This window comes from Lacipirellulaceae bacterium (genome assembly GCA_040218535.1).
In the GTDB taxonomy this organism is placed as follows: domain Bacteria; phylum Planctomycetota; class Planctomycetia; order Pirellulales; family Lacipirellulaceae; genus Adhaeretor.
On record JAVJRG010000005.1, the window covers coordinates 796292 to 815279 of the forward strand.

Here is an 18988-nt window from a genome sequence, read left to right on the forward strand (position 1 = left end):
GATGCCAGAATTCCACAGGGTAAGATTTCCCGTGGGTTCGAGACCGAGTCGAATGGTTAACGGTCCGATTGCGACAGTCGTAACGACAATACCGATCGACCGCTAAGCGGTACAGTTCGTTCCCTATCCCGCTTGCTGGAGAGGGGTAGGGTGAGGGTGTCCGTATATCCTTAGGAAGACTTCCGTCGAGCCTCACGCCGTCGCTCGGCTTCGATGAGCAGCGTCTTCCGCAGTCGGATGTTGCTGGGCGTGACTTCGACGAGCTCATCATCTTCCAAATACTCCATCGAAGCTTCCAGAGACATCTCCCTCACGGGGCGAACCTGCGAGTTATCGTCCTTACCGGCGGCGCGGACGTTCGTGAGTTTCTTGCCCCGGACGACGTTGACCACGAGATCGCCGCTGCGGCAGTTTTCCCCTACGATCTGTCCTTCGTAGACTTGGTCGCCAGGTTTCACGAAGAAAATGCCCCGATCGTAGAGCGCGTCCAACGCGTAGGCAGTGGCTTGTCCCGATTCGTTCGCAACCAGGACGCCCATCGAACGTTGAGGCACCTCGCCTTTAATCGGTTCGTACCCGAGTACCGTGTGATGCATGATCGCCTGCCCTGCGGTCGCGTTGAGCATGCGGCTCCGTAGGCCCATCAGTGAGCGGGCTGGAAGTTTGAACTCCAAGTGGACAAACCCGCTGGTGTTCGAACGGCTGCCCATCTTCACGAGTTCCGCTCGGCGATCTCCCAAGAGCGACATCACGGCGCTCTGGCAGTCCTCGGGGCAATCGACCACGAGTTCTTCGATTGGCTCGCATTTCTGGCCATCGATCTCGCGCAAAATCACTTGCGGCTTGCCGACGCAAAGCTCGTAACCCTCGCGACGCATGTTCTCGATCAGAATGCCCAGGTGCATCAGTCCCCGTCCGGAGACGCGGAACTGTTCTTGTGATTCGCCCGGCTCGACACGGAGGGCCACGTTCGAGCGAAGTTCCTTTTCCAGACGCTCGCCAATCTGACGGCTTGTCACGAACTTTCCATCACGGCCTGAGAGGGGGCCGTCGTTGACACGGAAAACCATATGCAACGTCGGTTCGTCAATCGGCGTTGAGGGCAGCGCCACGGGCGAGTCCGCATCGGCGACCGTATCACCGATTTCGATTGGTTCGAGCCCAACGAGTGCACAAAGATCACCGGCCGATACCTCTTCAACCTCAACGCGGTCTAATCCCTGGAAGCCGAGAACTTGGCTGACTTGCCGAGAGCTGACTTTGCCCTCAGCGTCGATCACCTGGATGCGCTGACGTCGCTCGACCTTGCCCGCATGGACACGTCCGATGGCAATACGCCCCACATAATCGGAATAATCGAGGGTCGTCACTTTCATCTGCAGTGGATCGTCCTGGCGGCTGCCGTCGTGTGGTGGCGGAACCTTTTCGACGATTTGATCGAAGAGAGGCTGTAGGTTGTCATTCTTGTTGTCTAAGTCATCGGTGGCCCAGCCCTCTTTCGCTGAGGCGTAAATCACTGGGAAGTCGAGTACTTCATCGGGAGCATCCAGATCGACCAATAGGTCAAACACTTCATCAACGGCCGTTTGGGGGCGTGCATCCGGACGATCGACTTTATTGACCACAACGATCGGCTTGAGTCCACGCTCGAGCGACTTCTGTAGTACAAAACGCGTCTGTGGCATTGGCCCTTCGTAAGCGTCGACTAGCAAAAGCGTGCCGCTGGCCATTCCGAGAACTCGCTCGACCTCACCACCGAAGTCGGCGTGACCTGGGGTATCGATCAGGTTGATTCGATAGGTTTCTCCCTCGGGAGTCGTATAAGTGACGGCGCAGTTTTTGCTGGTGATCGTAATCCCCCGCTCCCGCTCCAAATCGTTGCTATCGAGGATCAGCCCGTGCTGTCCACCCGCAAGCTTGGAGAGTTCCTCTTCGCGATAGAGGCCCGATTGATAGAGCATCTGATCGACGAGCGTCGTCTTTCCATGGTCGACGTGGGCGATAATCGCCACATTACGTAGGTTCGCGGCTTGGATCGAATCTTGGGTCGTTGGCATGAAACGGTTTTAGCGTGGGGCCCATAGCAGGGCGGCAGGTGACAGTCTTTTCAGGACTCGAGATGTGTTGGAGGGAGTCGAATTCTACGCGATTTCGACGTGTCGCGTTAGTCTCAGCCATTCTCAACTGCAAAGGCTAACGAAAAATATTTCAGAAGAAGTTCGAGAATCTATCAAACTTGTTGTTCCAAAACCCGTTCCTATACTTAAAGTAACTAATAGAAGCTAAGAGAAATAAGCTACGCCAGTATTGCCGCTGCCTGAAGCCGCACCCACCCCGGGTATCTTGACGACCGTGCCACCGGGACCAACTTCCTCTGAGACAACCGCGTCAGAAGCAGGCACTCAAGCTTCACCTACGCGGATTCTCTATCTGGGCGGAGCAAATGATGCCGCGGTCGCTCTGCGAGAACGACTAGGCAGCGATGTCGAAGTCGTTGAGATCAACTCGACGCTGCGAGCCTTGGCAAAAGTCGCCCGTGAAGACTTTTCAGCCGTTTATGTGGATGCCGAGTACTTCGCTGAGGCAACGGACGTCGGCCGGCTGCTGCACAACGACCGCATTCTGCGATGCATGTCCGATGGCGTTGTGATGCTCGACAAGGAGAATCTCGTTCTGTGGAGCAACGATGCGTTCGATTCCTGGAGCAAGGTCGAGCCTATTGCCGGAGAAAACTTCTATCGAGCGCTAGGTGGCCCGGAGATTTTGGGACCTGACTTCTGTCCCTTCCATTCCGCTTTCTCGACGGGAGCCTGCAGTGTTTCTACGCTGCGGACAGAGGACAATCGTTACTACAAGGTTTACGCCACACCAGTCACCGAAGAGGACCGTGTCCCCGAGCACCTCATCGTGACGGTGCACGATGTCACCGACGAAGTCGTCCAACAGCAAAAATTGGCAGCCATCCATCAGGCGGGTACCGACCTGGCGGATTTGATGCCCGACGAGGTTTCGACTCTCGATTACAAAGAACGTGTCGAGCTACTCAAGGACAACATCCTGCACTGCATGCAGGATGTCCTGCACTTGGACGTGATCGAGATTCGCATGCTGGATCAGCAGACGCGAGTTCTCGAGCCCATCATGGCTGTGGGCATGGTTCAATCAGCCGTCGAACGCAAGCTCCTCGCTGAGAGTGAAGGCAACGGAGTCACTGGGTTCGTCGCTGCGACAGGAAAGAGTTATCTCTGCGGGCACACGACTGAAGATCCGCTTTATCTTGAAGGTGCCGAAGGTGCGCGAAGCTCGCTTACCGTGCCACTGATGTTGCACGATATGGTCATTGGTACGCTCAATGTCGAAAGTCCCGATGGAAATGCGTTTGACGAGGGTGACTTGCAGTTCCTCGAAATCTTTGCTCGTAGTGTTGCCGCGGCTTTGAACACGCTGGAATTACTAGACGCCCAAAAGGCCAGCACCGCGGCAGCTAGCGTCGAGGCCATTCACAGCGCGGTCGCGCTGCCTGTGGATGTCATCCTCAATGACGCGGTGAACGTGATGGAAAGCTACATTGGCCACGATCAGCCGGTGGTCGAGCGTTTGCAACGAATCCTCAAGAATGCGCGAGATATCAAGCGTGTGATTCAGAAGGTTGGCCAAAGCCTGGCCCCGATGACCGCTCAGGTTGGGTCGGACGAGAGCGAGTTGAGGCCAAAGCTCTCCGGGAAGCGGATTCTGGTCGTCGACGATGACGATACGGTCCGTTCGGCGGCACACGAACTGCTTGATCGCTACCACTGCTTTATCGAGACCGCTCACAACGGCAACGAAGCGACCTACATGGTGCGTAACCTCTCAGAAGGTGAGAAGTACGATGTCATCATCGCCGATATTCGCTTGCCCGACATGAATGGGTACGAACTTCTCCTGAAACTCCGCGAAGTCATTGATCCGGTCCCCTTGGTCTTGATGACCGGATTCGGCTACGATCCGGGACACTCGATCGTCAAGGCTCGCCGCGAGGGTGTTCGCTCAGTCCTCTATAAACCCTTCCGGCTCGATCAGCTAGTCAGTACGCTTGAGGATAATTTGCAAGCGTTCGATGAGTAGTCTTGGTGCGAGACAAGGAAGTTGGAGAGCGTGAACTGGTTTCTCATTGCCGTAGCGTTAGTCGGCCACGGGTTTCTCTGGGTGGCGATCGTGAATCGGTTGCATGCCTGCCCAGTCGTGCGTTGGTTGCTAGAAGCACTCACCCGCCTCAGCTTGCTCCTTTTCTTGTGCCTTCCGGTGGTGATCGCGTGGATCGGCTTTCAACAGCCCTCTTCTTTGTTTCAGCCTTTCACTTCCGAAGCGACTTGGGCGACTTACTATTGCTGGCTCTGCATCTGGGTCTGTGTCCTCTCACTTTTTGCGAAAGTCTTTGAAGAGCGGAATCGTTACGACTCGAAGGTTGTCGTCGAATCAACTTCGCAGCTTCACGACTTGTCGGAAAGTCTTTCAGAGGAACCTTACTTGACAGACTTCGCAAAACGGCTGGCAAGGGTCCCTGGCAACCAAACGATGCAGCTTCACGTGGAGAATCGTCGCCTCAAGCTGCCTGCCCTTCCCGCGGAACTCGAGGGGACCAGGATCGTTCATTTGAGCGATATCCACATGGCTGGGAGGCTTGAACGACGGTACTATGAGCAACTCGTTGAAGTGGTCAACGAGCAGCAGCCGGATGTGATTTTCGTGACGGGCGACATTGTCGAGAAGACGGAGTGTTGGCCGTGGCTCGAAACCACCCTTGCCCCGATGCGTGCCCGCTTAGGCCGTTATTTCATCCTCGGCAATCATGATCTGTTCATTGACGAAGCGGAGACTATCAAGAGGCTGCAAGAGCTTGGTTGGACTTACGTCGGCGACCAGTGGGAACAGACTTCGTGGGAAGGTGTCCCAGTAAGCATTGGTGGCAATGAGCTGCACTGGAAAGGCCCGCCGGCCGAGCCGCAGCCAAAGCGGCCTGCCGAGTTTCGGCTAGCCCTATCGCATACGCCGGACCAGTTACGTTGGTGCATCGAAGCCGAAGCCGACTTAGCACTCGCTGGGCACACGCACGGCGGGCAGTTCTGCGCGCCAATCCTGGGGCCAATCCTTAGTCCCAGTTTGTACGGCACCAAATATTGTTGCGGCGTGTTCTTGGGCGGCGGTACCGTGCTGCACGTTACCCGTGGATTCTCGGGCAAGACTCCTCTTCGACTGAATTGCCCGCCGGAGGTAGCCGTGTTGACACTGACAGACGGCTAAGCGGGCAAGTCGCTAGACTTTTTCGATCTCAACACAAATCCCGCCAGCGCGGATTGCCTTGTGCATCTTCGTGAACCAAATCTCTTGCTTCCAGCGAAGATTCAAACTTTCGCACAGTCGCATGAGCTCTGCCCGATTGTAAGTGCGGCAATACCACATACGGCTGGTCCATGCGCCTGAGAAATTGTCTTCGGTGGTCAGCAGAAACATCCGACCGCCCTTCTCGAGGACTCGCGACATCTCAGCAAGTCCTGGCTCAGGGTCGGGCAGATGCTCGAGAACGTAGCCGCAAGTAATGCAGTCGAAGGCACCATCCTTGAAAGGTAAGTGGGCCAAGTCTGCAGTGACAAATCGTGGCGAGCCGGCTTTCAACCGATTACGAGCCCGGCGAAGCATCTGTCGCGAGAGGTCGGTGCAAGTCACTTCGGCTTCAGGGTCAGAATAGCGAAGCACGTGCCCGGCAATTTGGCCAGCACCGCTGCCCACATCGAGAATCGAACGTGCCCCACGGAGGTCAAACTTACGACGGCGAAAGATTCTTTTCCCCAGGGGGATATGCAGTGAAAGCGTGCTGCACGTCGAAAGCAACGCACCTTTCGGACCGCCATAGACACGTTTGACTTTATCGCGGTAGTCGTCACCACTGAGTTTGCGGATCGCATCATTCTCGATCAGCTTCTGTAACGAGCGCTTGCGGGGCTTTTTCCCCCTTCGACTTCGGCGAAGTGGTTTCAAGGGTTTCGGTTTCAATGAGCTACGCACTTTCGTTCCATCTCAAAAAGTTGTGAGCCGAGATCTGGCAGTAGTCCTTGGTGAGTGTTGCGTGGCTGGGGACGAGTGGAGAGAGCCCCCAGTTTTCAACCACCCGCGAGAACCTGAAAATCCGCGAATTACACGTAAACTCGACGATTGTATATGTACCATTCCAGCACCAGCACGGCCAGTACCGCCATCAGCAGCCACTGCCAAATCTCCTTACGAGCAGGCGTTTCTCGCTCCTCTGCGGTGACATCCACGTAGCCGATTGCGAGCGATTCGACGGTCTTCACTTTATCCTCATCATCTTGACGAACTCGTAGCGGGATGTCGCTCTCCGCGCGATCGAACAGATTGACTGCGAAGCGGCGTATTGTATCACTGCCGGAGGCGATCTCATAAACGCCGATTTGCTCGGTGTCGTGAAAAGAGAATTGCCCTTTTTCTGGGCGTTGTCGATTCAGCTTCTGGCCATCTGGCAATGTTATCGTTAAGTCTTTTCCCGCACCGACAAGATCGAGTTCGACGGTATTGCCCGGCTTGAAGCTCAAGTCTTGCAGTTGCGACGCTCCGCCCAGGTACTCGATCGTATTGAGCGAAAAATTTGTGAAACTGAACGACCGTGGCCAATTCGTGTTGACGTTGACATTGCCGGCACTGTCGACGCCGATCAGTTCGAAACCCAGCACCGCATCCTCATAAGCACCACGCGGAGCAATTGCAGCGATCGGGCCTTTCGTCGAGTCGATAAGGACTTTCCCGCCAGGTGGCGGATCGACCGTCAAGGTGTCGATGATCTGCACGTTGCCCAACTCCACGAGATTCAGCAGCGGGTGGCTTCGCTGCCAGTCAATAATCTGGGGCCCAAACACAGGCTCCTTGCCTGATTCCTCCTGCCAACTGGGCAGTGGTGGAATGCGGCCGATGAAGAGCGTATTGGCGGGAGGCATCTGCTCGGGGGCGTATTGATCGAAGATGATCAGATCGAAGACTTCGGCTTGGACCTGACGTTGGAATTCTTCAGACTTGAATTCCTCAACGCTGGCGACTTTGATTTCGGCCAAGCGTTTCGTGCGCTCGGTGGTCAACGCAACCTCCAGCGTCGTGTTGCCAGGCGTCACTAGCAGCACTCGGGTATCTTTCACGGGGTCGAGCACCGCGTAAGCGGTATTGTCGATCACTAGTGCATCGTTGAATTCGGATGGCGGAGTAAGCTTCGCTCTGAGGACGCCGCTGCCAACCTCTCCCAAACGAAAGGTGTAGGAGTTGCTCCCTTCCGCGGGACAATCGACCTCAGCCGCGTCGAAAAGTGCGTCGTCGAGGTAAACTTCGACGACCGCTTTGACATCCTCTTTGCTTGCGTTTGCTACCTGCACGAACGCTTGCCGTTCGTTCACCGAGTTCTCGCTACGGCGCGTGTTGAACGACGTGATGGCAAGATTCTGGGCGTCGAAAGAACCAATCGGCAAGTACTTGGGCTGCAGATTTCCAAACGAAAAATCATCGACCGGCCCAAACCGCCCGTCGCTGAAGAGGAATAGCTCTACCGGCTCGGGGGCAGCCGCATCAAACGCCGGGCCGGCATCCTCAATGATCACCTTCTCCCGGTTGGCGAATCCGTCGGCCAGTTCCAAAGCACCACGGACGTCCGTTTGTCGTGCAGTTGGCTTGATCCGTTCGACGGACTGTCTGAGAAGCCTGCGATTATCGGTCATCTCCTGAGCCAGATCGGGCCGATCCGAAAACGTGACGACCATCGCCGACATGTCGGATTCAAGTTGATCGATTAGGGCGAGAACTTTTTGCTTCGCAATCGCCAAGCGAGATTGACCATCGACATCCTCAGCGTTCATGCTGGCTGAATTGTCGATGACAAAAATGAACTTCTCCCCTTCCAGCCGCTGCCCAAGCCAACCCGGTCGCAGCAGGGCAAGCATTGCCAGAGCGACGAGCAATATTTGGAGCAGCAGAAGCAAACTCTTCCTCAGTCGCTGCCACAGACTGTTGACCCGCAGGTCTTCAATCACCCGATGCCAAAGGTAGGTGCTTGGCACTTCCACCGGCGTGCGACGTAGCTTCAGAAAGTACAACGCAAAGATCGCCGGCGGCACCAAAGCAATGGCGGTCCAAGCGGCAGGGCCTAACGTGTTGCGGAAAAGCGAGTCCATAATTGTGAACTATGACTTATTAATGATGAGTGATGAATAGTTGGTTGCTCATTTGGCTTTGCGAAGGAATCATCGCTCATCACTCATCATTCATTGCTATCTCACCAGCCCGCGTCGGCGCAAATGCTGTGCTACCAACTGCTCAACGGGCGTTTGTGTGTTTGTCAGCAAGTAATTCATGCCGCGGCGGTTGCAAAAGTCTTGCACGCCGCTGGTGAACGCCTTCAATGTGCGGTCGTAGCGTGCCAAGAGTGGGACGCTCACGGTGATCTCGGCTTCGTCTTGATCCTCGCAGTCGACCAGCTTGAGGTCACCTTTGACGTCCGGCTCCAGTTCTTCTTGCGAGAGGATTTGAATCACGTAGCAATCCATGTCGTGCGACATCAGATAACGCAGGGCTGGCTCATACCCTGACTTGTCCATCATGTCGCTCAACAGCAATACGATTCCGCGGCCGCTATTTCGCAGGCAGAAGTTCTTGACCCCTTCGGCCAGCGAAGCGGTTTCTCCCGCTTCGACGGCCTCTAGCTGCTCAATCATCCTCCACACATTGTGCCGCCCCCTCAGCACCGGGGAGCGTTCACTGGGAGTTTGCCCAAGCGTTTCAATACGTACCCGATCAGCACGCACAAGGCCCACAAAGCCTAAAGCGGCGGCCAACTGCTTGGCATATTGCAGTTTCGTCGGCTCGCCAAAATCCATCGACATGCTGGCGTCGATCAGTGTGTAGAAGTGCAGGTCTTCTTCTTCGAGGAAGAGCTTGATAATCAACTTGTCGAGCCGTGCGTAGAGATTCCAATCCAACAGCCGCAGGTCGTCACCGGCGACGTAGTTGCGAAAATCCGCGAACTCAACGCTTTGCCCTTTCCGCTTGCTGCGACGTTCCCCCTTGAGTTGCCCGCGGAATATTTTGCGCGTGACAAGCTCAAGCCGCTCAAGCTGGTTAAGCAAGGCGGGGGTGAGCAGTTCGGATTCAGGAGCGGTAGGCATTAGGATAGTATTCAGTTTTCAGTGTTCAGTTTTCAGCACTCAATGGCGTCGTTTTCGTAACTGAAAACTGAACACTGAAAACTGAACACTGAAAACTGAAAACTGCGGACTTGTTAAGCCGCCGCCGTGTCGTCCGCCTTTTCAGGCACCTTCTTCAGAATGTCTACCAACACGGCGTCGGTTTCGATTCCCTCAGCTTGGGCCTCGAAGTTGAGGATCACGCGATGCCGTAGCGCTGGCAGGTAGACGCGGCGGATATCGTCGAAGCTGACGTTGAAGCGGCCGGCCAATAACGCTCGAACTTTCGCGGCAAGCGTAATCGTTTGAGCCCCACGTGGGCTGCTACCCCAGCGGAGATACTTGTTGGTGGCGGGCTGAGCAAAGGGTCCTTCCGGATGAGTCGCAAGTGTCAATCGCACGATATAATCCTGCACGTGTGGAGCGACGATTACTTCGCGCACGAGTTGTTGCCACTTCACGATTTCGCTACCGTCCATCACTTTCTCGGGTTCGATCACGACGCCGCGAGTGGTGCGGTCGATAATCGTTGCGAGTTCCTCACGGCCCGAATAGCCAACGATTAGTTTGAAGAAGAAGCGATCGAGCTGAGCTTCCGGCAGCGGATAGGTGCCTTCCTGTTCCAAAGGGTTCTGCGTTGCCATCACGAAGAAAGGCGGTTCCATCGGAAACACCTTCCCAGCGATGCTCACCCGCTTTTCTTGCATCGTTTCGAGCATCGCCGACTGCGTTTTGGGGGTTGCACGATTGATTTCGTCCGCGAGGCAAATCTGCGTGAAGATTGGCCCCTTCTGAAACTGAAACTCACGCTTCCCGTCAGGCGTTTCGACGACCATGTTCGTGCCCAGAATATCAGCCGGCATCAAGTCGGGCGTGAACTGAATGCGCGAAAAGTCGAGGTCCAGCGTCTGAGACAAGGTTCGCACCAACAAGGTCTTCCCCAGGCCGGGAACGCCTTCCAGAAGACAGTGTCCGCCCACGAAGAGGCAGGTCAACACACCGTGGATAATGTCCGAATGTCCAACGATCACTTTGCCAATCTCTTCCCGCACGGCTTTGTACCGTGCGGAAAATTCTTCGGCTTGCTTCTCTAACTCAGCTGCGTTGCTCATGAACTTTGCTTTCTGTCACTTCCAACGTTGGTTTTTGAACACGGATTGCACGGCTGACACGGACTCTTTTTCAATTGAGTTTGGCAATAGCATCCGTGTGATCTGTGAAATCCGTGTCCTAAATAAAGTTTCATTCTGTGATTTAGTCATCACCTTGATTCTTATCCCGATCTCGCCAAACCTGCTTCTTCGCTTTCAACAATCGCTCAGTATATGAAGTCTCTTCGCCGGCTTCTTGTTCTTCTTGCCCCATCGCTTTCGGTTTCGACGCCGGCTTTGGCGGCGCTGCCTGGGTTGCTTGGGGCGAGTCGACTGGAGGGCGTTCGCTTGGTTCTGGCTCTTTTTCCTCAAAACGGGTGGAAGCTTTTCGGCTGGCAATCTGTTGGCCGACTTCTTGCTTGCGGCTGCGAAGGCGCGACATGGTCTCAGGAACGGGGGCTTCCGTTTGGCGGCGGAGAACGAAGTCGGTCACCTTCACCCAGACAGGTTTTAGCCAGTCGAGATTGATTTGCACGCGGCGGATGAAAACGTCGGCCCAGAACAGGCAGCTTCCGACGACGACCAACCACGGCCAGATCGATTGATTCGCAACCGCGGGCGGCAAATCGAATCGGAATGGATTGGGAGCGTTCTCGATCGAGGTATTGGTGAGTCCGTCCGTGAGAAACTCTCCGGTTGGACCATCCCCTGCGGGGAGTTCAGCGAGCGATTCCAGGAGTGTCGTGTTGGTTTCCTGGCTGCGATACTCAGCGGAATAGCCGATGTTCACGCCAGTGCGGATCGGCGCTTGTCCAGCAGCCGGGCTGACCATCACGAGGTAGCTTCCCGCTTGCTCGGAATCGAACTCGCCGACATATCGCCCAGGGGCAGTCTGTTCGATGCGGACGGGCATCGGCTTGTTGTCGGGTGAAACAACCGTGGCGGTCATTGATTGATCGTTGAGGAACTCATCCTCAGAGTCGAGCGCCGTGATCACGATTTGCGTTTTGCCATCGCGGACGTCGGTCGCCACGGTGTAGTTGCCGGTGTCTCCCGAAGGCCGCATCGCCCAGCGGATCATTTGGCTGAACAGTTTGTCGTAACCTTCCCACGCGGTCCACGAACTGGCCCACTGGTCGCCTGCGTCAGTGGTTAATGCCACAGAGCGACCCGCTCCATAGGTCCAACTGGCGAGTACCGTGGCGTTCTTTTCCATTTCGGGGCTAGGCGACCGTAGGATCGTCTCGACCAGCGGATTCTCTTTGATGGTCGTCAGCACGAAGCCGCTGATTGGAGGAATCGACTCCACGTCGATTCCTTTCAGAATGTCATGCGGCGTGACTTCGTACGGGCTGACAGGAGGTTTCGGGTAATAAAGCAACGGTCGCGAGACGCGACGAGCTTCCTTCTGGTAAATCTTGGGCAAGGCATTCGCGCTGTTCACGGCGTAGTACTTGCCGCCAGTTTGCTTAGCAATATCTTGCATTGTCTTGCTCCCGAGATTGCCATGGGAGCGCACGGCGACGGTAGAGACCTTTGCTTTCTGCTGAATCAGTGCCTTGATCGTCGAAGGCTTTGGTGGCGTGGGGTCGCCATCGCTGATGATAATCATGTGCTTCACGGCAACTTCGCCGGGCGGCAACCCGGCGAACGCTTTCGCAGCCATCGCCATCGACCCATCAAAAGCCGGCATGTCGCCAATCGCCATACGATCAATTCGGGCGAGCATCATCTTGCGATTCGGTCCGGCCCGCAGCATGCCACCTTTGTCCTTGCCCCACAGCCACTGGTCTCGGCCGTTCCACTGCACCATGCCGCAGAAGTCGCGATTGCCGAGCAGCTTGATCGATTCCACCGAAATGCGTTTTTGCCAGTAGTTGCTCTTGGGCATCTCGCCGGCGTGCATCATCAGCACGAGGGCTCCCACGGGAACGACCTTGGTGCTCTTGATCTGGAAGTCGACCGGCATCGCCTTTTCCAACTCCGTGCCATTCCAGCCTCCCGCTCCGTACGTGTCGGGCCCGCCAATCATCACCAAGCCACAACCTAACTCGCGGGTATTCCGCACCAACATGTCGATCTGTGCGTCAGAAAAACTGGCGACGTTGTCCGCGTCTGAACCAGAGCTTCGCGAGACATTCCCTAAAACCACCGCGTCGTAGCGTTGCAGTTCCGCAAGCGAGGTAAAGAGTTGATCGCTGCCACGCACCGTGACTTCGATCTCTTTCTCTCGCAGGCGCTGGGCCATCGTGTCGAACTTGCCAGGCGTTTCCCAGTTTTCGATGAGCAGGACGTGCCCCTTTCCTCGCACGTGAGTAAAGGCCGTAGCACGGTTGTTTTGGGTCATCCCATCGTCAGCGGTGTCTTCCGGGGAGAAACGCGCGATGTACGTGTAAAAGTCAGGTTGGTCGATCTTCTCCGAAATGGAGAACACGCGCTTACCGGGAGGAAGCTGCACGGTCTGTTCGCTGAGCGGCTCTTCGCGATCACCAGCGCGGCGAACGATTCGTAGTTTTCCCTGAACCGGTTTTCCGTTCGGGTCGGGATCATCGTTATTCAAGACGACCCGCATCTCGAACGGTTGCCCACGCCGGACACCGGCGGGTAGGTCGACTTTCTCGACCGCGACTTCGCTCCGCGGAGGCAGCATCACGGGGACGACCCAGAGGCTCGTTCCCGAATCGGTTGCCGAGCGTGCTTCGCGATAAGCATCCCCAAGATTCTGGTTGCCGTCGGTTACCAGAACGATTCGCTGAGCGGCATCGTCCTGAAAGATCGACTGAGCACGTTGGATGGCGGTTCCTAGGTCGGTGTACTCAGGATCGAGTAGCGTCTCTACTCTGCCAACAGGAATGTTGACGTCGACAAGCGGAACCTCAACATCAGCGTCGCGTCCGAAGAGGACGACTGCATAACGATCGTTCCGATCACTTTGAGCATGTGTCTCCAACGAATCGCGCACATACTGGAGCATTTCCTCGCGAAGTTCCGCGGGAATACTCAAAGACTGGTCGAGCAGATAGACCACCGAGAGCCGGTCGCTCTTGCGTTGATACTGCACGTCTGCCAGTGCGAATACGATCAGCAGGGACACCAAGGTCCTCAACCCTAGTGCCAACCAACGCCGCCACCTTCCCAGCCCCGCCAGGCTGCGATAGCCAAGCCACCACATGAGCGGAATCACTGCCAGCAGAAGCAGATACTCAGGGCTATCGAAGGTAAGGCTATGCTCGAACATGTAGACTTATTGTAGCGAACGACGATGATTCATGTCATTCCGACCGAGCGACAGCGACCGAGGAATCCGGCCCGTACTCTGGTTCGCTGGCATCGCGAACAAGAGCGCAAACCGGATTCCTCGGTCGGCGAGCCTCCCTTCGGAATGACAGACTTTGAACGGCTGGACTCATCGTAACTATCAAAATCTGATCCGTTGCACTCGGTGATTATTTGAGTCAACAACAAATAGCCGCCCTTGCTTGTCTCGTGCGAGTGCCCAGGGGTTATGCAGTTGGCCCGGTTCGCGGCCATTCGTGCCCCAGATTCCTAACGACTTTCCCTCTTGCGTAAACTTCTGGACGCGGTGGTTGCCGTACTCGCAGATGTAAAGATTGCCATCTTCGTCGAAGGCAAGATCGTAGGGATAGTAAAGCTCTCCGGGGCCACTCCCCTCTTTTCCCCAACTCACCAACAGCTTGCCTTCCGTATCAAACGCTTGCACCCGATGATTGCAAGCATCGACGACCCAGATGCGGTCTCCCTCAGGGGTTCCTGATTCGAGGGCTAGATTCTGCGGACGCCGAAACTGCCCCAAGCTCTCTCCGTGACCCCCCCACTGCATGAGAAACTCGCCTTCGGGAGAAAACTTTTGAATTCGATCGTTCGTTCCGTACTCGCCGATATAGAGATTTCCCTGGGAATCTTCGACCGCATCGGTCACGAACCCGAACTCACCAGCGGCTTCCCCTTGGGTGCCACCAAGCGTTTCTTCCTCGAGTAGTGTCCCATCGGTCGCGTACTTGAGCACACGGTAGTAGTGCGTATCAGCCACCAGCAAACGCCCCTGGCCGTCAAAACTTAGACCTGAAGGACGACCATTCGTCGAGACGGGAGTCTTCCAGCCGCGTAGGTACTTTCCTTCCGCATCGTAAACCTGGATGCGAGCCGTCATGTCGACCAGATACAGATTTCCTTCGGGGTCGATCGCTGCTGCTCGCGGCTTCTGCAAGTCGCCTTCCTTCACGCCTTGCTTGCCCCAAATGGCTTCAACCTTGCCAGCCGGGTTGTCTCCCGCACCGCCTGTGCAACCTAGCGTGACACTTACGAGCAGCAGAAGTATCCCGAGTGTGAACCGTCGAAGGCTCGCGCTGCCGTCACATTGGCCCTGGTGAGTCCAACGGGGGCGATCGCTTGGAATAGACAAGCGAATAAACATTCGGGATTGGCTAACAGGCTTAGACAATGGTGATTTCTGCGAGCTGGCTGCCATCGCGTTGACTTGACCATGCCCGAAAAGAGGCGATATATTGCTGAGACGGTTTGTACCAAGTGGGTACGGGCTTAGCGTAAGTATACCGTCCACGTTGTAGGTCGATTACCCTCTCCTGTTCACGTGGAAGGAAACCTGCCGCTCCGCGTAAATTCCGATGTTCGCTAGACGCTGCTTATGCCGCCTTTGGTTATTAATCTGCGTCAGGCGTCCGACAGTCGTGATATTGTCCACCGAGCCGTTCAGACGTTAGCGGAGGGGAAACTGGTCGTTTTCCCGACGGAGACGGTCTACAGCGTTGCCGCCAGTGTGCAGCATCCTGATGCCGTGGACCGTGTCTGTGCGGCAAAAGGCAGGTCACAGGGCGATCCGCTTTCGCTGGCGGTGAAAAGTTACGACGACGCGCTCGACTATGCCCCTTGTTTGGCGGCTGCTGGTACTTCCATGCGGGCGGCGGGGCGTTTGGCTCGACGTTGTTGGCCTGGGCCGGTGACACTTGTTGTGCCCTATGCGAGCGAGGACAGTTCGACCCCGGCAAGCCTCATCGAGCATTGCGACGAGCGAGTGAGGACAGCAATCTCGCCGGAGGGCCGTATCGGAATTCGTGTTCCAGCGCACCCGTTGATTCACGAAGTGCTACGCATGCTCGCCGGACCGTTGGTGCTGACGAGTGTGAATCGAAGTGGCCAACCACCGGCAGTCGATGGAAAAGCAGCGGCAGAAAGCCTAAAACAATATGTAGAACTCGTACTCGATGACGGAGCTTGCCACTACGGGCAACCCTCGACGGTCGTTGCCGCGGATGGCAATGGCTGGAAACGTTTGCGAGAAGGGGTAGTCCCCGAAACGGCACTGAAGAGACTTTCCAATATGCTCGTACTTGTGGTCTGCACTGGCAACACTTGTCGTAGTCCGATGGCTGAAGCTATTTTGAAGAAGCTATTGGCAGAGCAGATGAAGTGCGCCATCAGTGAACTTGAAGAACGAGGTGTGCAGGTGAGTTCGGCGGGTGTGGCTGCCGCTCCCGGATCTCCAGCTTCGCCCGAGGCCGTTGAGATCGTCGGGGAAATGGGTGGAGATATCACGGGGCATGGCTCGCAACCCTTGGTGGACAAGCTGGCGAACGATGCCGACCTCATCCTGACGCTGACGAATGTCCATCGCGATGCAATTCTGAGAACATGGCCGCAACTAGAAACCAAGACAAAGACCTTGCGGAGCGACGGGGGCGATATCGGTGATCCGATTGGAGCGCCCCTAGAGGTTTACCGGAAGTGCGCCGCACAGATCGAACAAGCTTTGCAGCAACGCTTAGACGAAATTGTCTCGCAGATTTCGTGAGACTTTGGTCGCTTCGACCAACCGACGAAACTAGAAACTGAAAATCATTTGACGAGGAGGTCTCAGCCATGCGTTTTGCGATCGGTAGCGACCACCGTGGATTCCATCTCAAAGAGAAACTTACCGGCTTGCTCGAAACAAAAGGGCACGAAGTCGAGGATGTCGGTACCTGCACTCAGGAAGCCGTCGACTACCCAGACTTCGCTGTCGTCGTGGCAGAGAAAGTGAGCAAGGGCGAAGTCGAACGCGGCATTTTGATCTGCGGCACCGGAATCGGAATGGCGATCACGGCTAATAAATTCAAAGGTGTTCGCGCAGCGACCTGCACCGATGAAGTCACCGCGGAGATTAGCCGCCGCCACAACGACCTGAACGTCCTCTGCCTCTCAGCAGATATGCTTAGTCCCCGTTCGGTAGAACGGATGGTCGAGATCTGGGTCGATACCGAGTTCGAAGGCGGACGCCATCAACGCCGTATCGATAAGATTGGCCAAGCGGAAGAACGTAACTGCGGCTAGATCATCGAATTCGGGTGGCTGGGGACGAGCCCCGCGAGCCCCCAGCGTGCCATTCTCGCCAGTGTGCCATTTGCGTTTGTTGACACCAGCGTCATTAAGCGACACTAGCGGCAGCATTGTTGGCCTTTAGCAAAGCAGCACGAAGCTGCTTCGACTTCACGGGCATCTTCACGGCCAGATGATGGGGCGAGGTTTCGACTTTGCTAGCCCAGCTCATGTGCTGGTCGCCCAGAAGCAAGACGGCTGGTAGGTGCTTCGTAGCCGTTTCGTGCCCTAATCGGTTGAACGCCTCAAGCGCTTCCTCACCAATTTCGCCCGTACAGATGAGCAGGATGTCGATTGAGCTGGCATCGGTGTACAGACTTTCGAAAATTCGATCGGGCGAGCTGGTCACCAGCACTCGGTAGCCACAAGTTTTGAAGAGCTTGCGGAAAAGATCCTGCATCTTCACGTCGCTTTCGACGATCATCAGCCGGCGCGACTCACCCTGCTCGTTGTGGCCTTCGAGCTTCTTGCCAGCCTGTTCGGTTTCGACCGATCCTCCGACGCCCTCGGCGACACGTTTTGCAGCTAGCTTCAGGTCTGCCAACATCTCTCCGGGTGTTTGATACCGGCGATTCGGATCGAACTCCAAGGCCTTGCCCACAACGCGTGCAAGAGCGAGCGGAACATCTGGCGCTACGGTGTTGATCGGCTTAATATCTTTGAAGCGACTCTTGGCGAGGCGTTGAGCACGTTCGCGGGTTTCGCTGAGGGCAGGGCGGCCGCTTAGCAGTTGGTAGTAGATGCTGCCTACGAAAAAGATATCGCTGCGTGCGTCATCTTTGCGGACGTTGGTTGAACGCTCGAGTCCCGCGTAGTCAATCGTGCGAGGATTCACATCGTCGGCGTCGGCACCACCGAGCCCTGCAAGTCCGAAATCCACAAGCTTCGCCTCACCGTCACTGGAGAGGATCACGTTCGACATCTTCAAGTCGCGATGCGACACCCCATGCTGAAACGCATGATGCAGGCCGGCCATCATGCCCGTGACAATTCGGGTAGCTTCGATCGGATCGAACTTGCCTCGCACCTTGTAGAAGTCACGCAGATTGCGACCTTCTACGAAATCCATAACGAGGTAGTGGACGGAGCCTTTCGAGTAGACCTCGTGAATCGAAACGATATTGGGGTGCTTCAGCTGCATCCCAAGCTCGCCCTCACGACGGAATAGCTCTGCCTCTTCAGGAACGCTGCTATAGCGTTTGCGAAGAACTTTAATCGCGTACTGTTCGCCAGTCACTTTGTGAGTCGCGCGAAAAACGCGAGCAAAGGTCCCGGCACCCACGCCGTAAAGAATTTTATAGTCGCCGTAGAAGAAACCGGTGCGCTGTCCGTCGCACAGGCGATCAAGCTGGTAGTTGGTCAGCAGGCCGCTTCTGAGGAGCGATTGCTTGAAGGGTTCCAGTTCCACATTTCGGGTACCGAACTCACTCCAAACGGGCTGCAAGTCAGACTCGGTGACCACGTTCACGTCGATGGCGCGTTGGGCAAGTTTTTCCGCAGTTAAATCGCCCATGTTGCCTAGTCGGTCCCGTCATCTCAACCAGCTGGCACTACCTTGCCGGTTGCTAGTCGCAACAGCCTTAAAGAGGTGCTGCGAGGAGGATAGAACAAAATGATTAGCCCCAACGATATCTAAACAATAGCAGAAAAGAGCTATCGAGTCATTTGGTCGAAGTGACCCATCGCAAGAGCACGAAGATTCATACGAGGCTCGGTAGTTTTGTGCAAAACTACTCGGTTAGCCTTCGGTCTCTTCAAGCTTCGCCTGAAACTCATCACGCTCGCGTCGAGTGGCTTCGAGATCGAACATCAAGTACTTCATGTCGAGGCGAAGCTGGCTGAGGGCATCTTGAACGAGCGTCAAAATACGACGACGGCGTTTGGTGCTTTCGACCACGGCATCGACGAGAGGGGCAACTTCGCTAGCATAGGGCTCGGGGAGCGACTGGATCGCGGCGGCCAGTTTCTCAAGATCTGCTGGCACTTGGACTTCTGTGGCGGTCGATGAGGGCAGGTGGCTCATGGGTGCATCTCCGAATTGATGAGTTTGATGGGGGACGAGAAAAGCACGCCGCATACCGAAACCCGTTCCCGCACTGCTGCTGCCCACCGTAAGTCATTGTAACGTCGCGACTTGCATCGGATCAAGCATCTGGTCTGAAAACTGGCCCAAGCCATCCACCATGATGCCCAAACGCCACAAATGATCTGGCTCCCAGCCACAACGCTTGATACAAGCACGACTTAGGGGCGATATGTAGCGCCCGAGCGATGTTGTACTTATGAATC

The 18988-nt window shown here is 55.8% G+C and carries 14 protein-coding genes; 5 read left to right on the forward strand and 9 right to left on the reverse strand.

Annotated elements, in window-relative coordinates:
* Positions 1-170 precede the first annotated feature (170 nt).
* Complete coding sequence (gene typA / locus RIB44_03430; protein ID MEQ8615626.1) at positions 171-2057, reverse strand: translational GTPase TypA; 1887 nt, start codon at positions 2055-2057, stop codon at positions 171-173.
* Between the two features lie 250 nt (positions 2058-2307).
* On the opposite strand from typA, the gene RIB44_03435 reads away from it, so the two are divergent.
* Positions 2308-4107 (forward strand): response regulator, encoded by a 1800-nt coding sequence (locus RIB44_03435; GenBank protein MEQ8615627.1) that lies wholly within the window; start codon positions 2308-2310, stop codon positions 4105-4107.
* Between the two features lie 30 nt (positions 4108-4137).
* The gene (locus RIB44_03440; GenBank protein ID MEQ8615628.1) at positions 4138-5283 is read left to right on the forward strand and encodes a metallophosphoesterase; all 1146 of its coding nucleotides are present in this window, start codon (positions 4138-4140) and stop codon (positions 5281-5283) included.
* A 12-nt stretch (positions 5284-5295) separates the two neighbouring features.
* Here RIB44_03440 and RIB44_03445 read toward each other — a convergent pair whose 3' ends face one another.
* The 5 genes from RIB44_03445 to RIB44_03465 all read right to left on the reverse strand — a co-directional run bounded on the left by RIB44_03445 (position 5296) and on the right by RIB44_03465 (position 13544).
* A complete protein-coding gene (locus RIB44_03445; protein ID MEQ8615629.1) occupies positions 5296-6018 on the reverse strand; it encodes a class I SAM-dependent methyltransferase in 723 nt (240 codons plus the stop codon).
* 155 nt (positions 6019-6173) lie between these two features.
* Positions 6174-8207 (reverse strand): BatA and WFA domain-containing protein, encoded by a 2034-nt coding sequence (locus RIB44_03450; protein MEQ8615630.1) that lies wholly within the window; start codon positions 8205-8207, stop codon positions 6174-6176.
* Between the two features lie 96 nt (positions 8208-8303).
* Positions 8304-9197 (reverse strand): DUF58 domain-containing protein, encoded by an 894-nt coding sequence (locus RIB44_03455; protein MEQ8615631.1) that lies wholly within the window; start codon positions 9195-9197, stop codon positions 8304-8306.
* Between the two features lie 113 nt (positions 9198-9310).
* Positions 9311-10327: a MoxR family ATPase gene (locus RIB44_03460; protein MEQ8615632.1), complete on the reverse strand. Its 1017-nt coding sequence runs from the start codon at positions 10325-10327 to the stop codon at positions 9311-9313.
* 142 nt (positions 10328-10469) lie between these two features.
* Positions 10470-13544 carry a VWA domain-containing protein gene (locus RIB44_03465; GenBank protein MEQ8615633.1) on the reverse strand — a complete coding sequence of 1025 codons (3075 nt, stop codon included), beginning with the start codon at positions 13542-13544 and terminating at the stop codon, positions 10470-10472.
* Positions 13545-13568: 24 nt separating this feature from the next.
* Here RIB44_03465 and RIB44_03470 point away from each other — a divergent pair, with 24 nt between their 5' ends.
* The gene (locus RIB44_03470; protein ID MEQ8615634.1) at positions 13569-13721 is read left to right on the forward strand and encodes a hypothetical protein; all 153 of its coding nucleotides are present in this window, start codon (positions 13569-13571) and stop codon (positions 13719-13721) included.
* A gap of 3 nt (positions 13722-13724) precedes the next feature.
* On the opposite strand, the gene RIB44_03475 is transcribed toward RIB44_03470, so the two are convergent.
* The gene (locus RIB44_03475; GenBank protein ID MEQ8615635.1) at positions 13725-14729 is read right to left on the reverse strand and encodes an NHL repeat-containing protein; all 1005 of its coding nucleotides are present in this window, start codon (positions 14727-14729) and stop codon (positions 13725-13727) included.
* A 243-nt stretch (positions 14730-14972) separates the two neighbouring features.
* On the opposite strand from RIB44_03475, the gene RIB44_03480 reads away from it, so the two are divergent.
* A complete protein-coding gene (locus RIB44_03480) occupies positions 14973-16136 on the forward strand; it encodes an L-threonylcarbamoyladenylate synthase (protein ID MEQ8615636.1) in 1164 nt (387 codons plus the stop codon).
* A gap of 68 nt (positions 16137-16204) precedes the next feature.
* Positions 16205-16654, forward strand: coding sequence for a ribose 5-phosphate isomerase B (gene rpiB, locus RIB44_03485; protein MEQ8615637.1), 450 nt, complete (start codon positions 16205-16207; stop codon positions 16652-16654).
* A gap of 94 nt (positions 16655-16748) precedes the next feature.
* On the opposite strand, the gene RIB44_03490 is transcribed toward rpiB, so the two are convergent.
* Together RIB44_03490 and RIB44_03495 are read right to left on the reverse strand one after the other, a co-directional pair.
* Positions 16749-18212: a serine/threonine-protein kinase gene (locus tag RIB44_03490; GenBank protein MEQ8615638.1), complete on the reverse strand. Its 1464-nt coding sequence runs from the start codon at positions 18210-18212 to the stop codon at positions 16749-16751.
* A gap of 225 nt (positions 18213-18437) precedes the next feature.
* Positions 18438-18722, reverse strand: coding sequence for a transcriptional regulator (locus RIB44_03495; protein ID MEQ8615639.1), 285 nt, complete (start codon positions 18720-18722; stop codon positions 18438-18440).
* Positions 18723-18988: the final 266 nt, after the last annotated feature.